The 672-nt window shown below is 67.4% G+C and carries 1 protein-coding gene; it reads right to left on the bottom strand.

The features are described 5' to 3' along the window. Nucleotides 1–672, bottom strand: a 672-nt coding sequence (locus tag ACOADB_RS11555) for a PPK2 family polyphosphate kinase (protein WP_378598385.1), incomplete at both ends; no start/stop codon positions are given.

Below are 672 nucleotides of genomic sequence, written 5' to 3'. Positions count from 1 at the left end.
AGCGACGACAGGGCGTCGTGGAGGAGGGTGCCGATGGCCAGGTTGCGGTACCACTTCTTGTCGGCCGGGATCACGTGCCACGGCGCGACGTCGGTGTTCGTCCGCTCGATCGCGATCTCGTAGGCCTCCTGGTACGCCGGCCAGAGCTCACGCTCGTCGATGTCGCCGGGATTGAACTTCCAGTGCTTGGTCGGGTCGTCGAGGCGGGCCAGCAGGCGCTTCTTCTGCTCGTCGGCGGAGATGTGCAGCATGCACTTGATGATCAGCGTGCCCTTGGCGACGAGATCCGCCTCCCAGGCGTTGATGGCGTCGTAGCGGCGCTCGATCTCGTCGGGCTCGGCGAACGAACGCACGCGGGCGATCAGCACGTCCTCGTAGTGAGAACGGTCGAAGACCCCGATCACGCCCACGGACGGGAGTGCGTTGGTGATCCGCCACAGGAAGTCGTGGGCACGCTCCTCGTCGGTGGGCGCCTTGAAGGAGGTGATCCGTACCCCCTGCGGGTCGACCAGACCGACGGTCGAACGCAGCGTGCCGCCCTTGCCGGACGTGTCCATGCCCTGGAGCACCAGCAGGACGTTGCGGTGGCCGCCCGACTTCCCGTCGGCGAAGAGACGCTCCTGGAGGTCGGCGAGCTCCGGGCCCTTGTCCAGCAAGGCTTCGGTGCCCGCG

It is taken from the genome of Nocardioides sp. CPCC 206348, assembly GCF_048654705.1.
GTDB lineage: Bacteria > Actinomycetota > Actinomycetes > Propionibacteriales > Nocardioidaceae > Nocardioides.
This window is presented reverse-complemented; position numbering and strand designations above follow the sequence as displayed.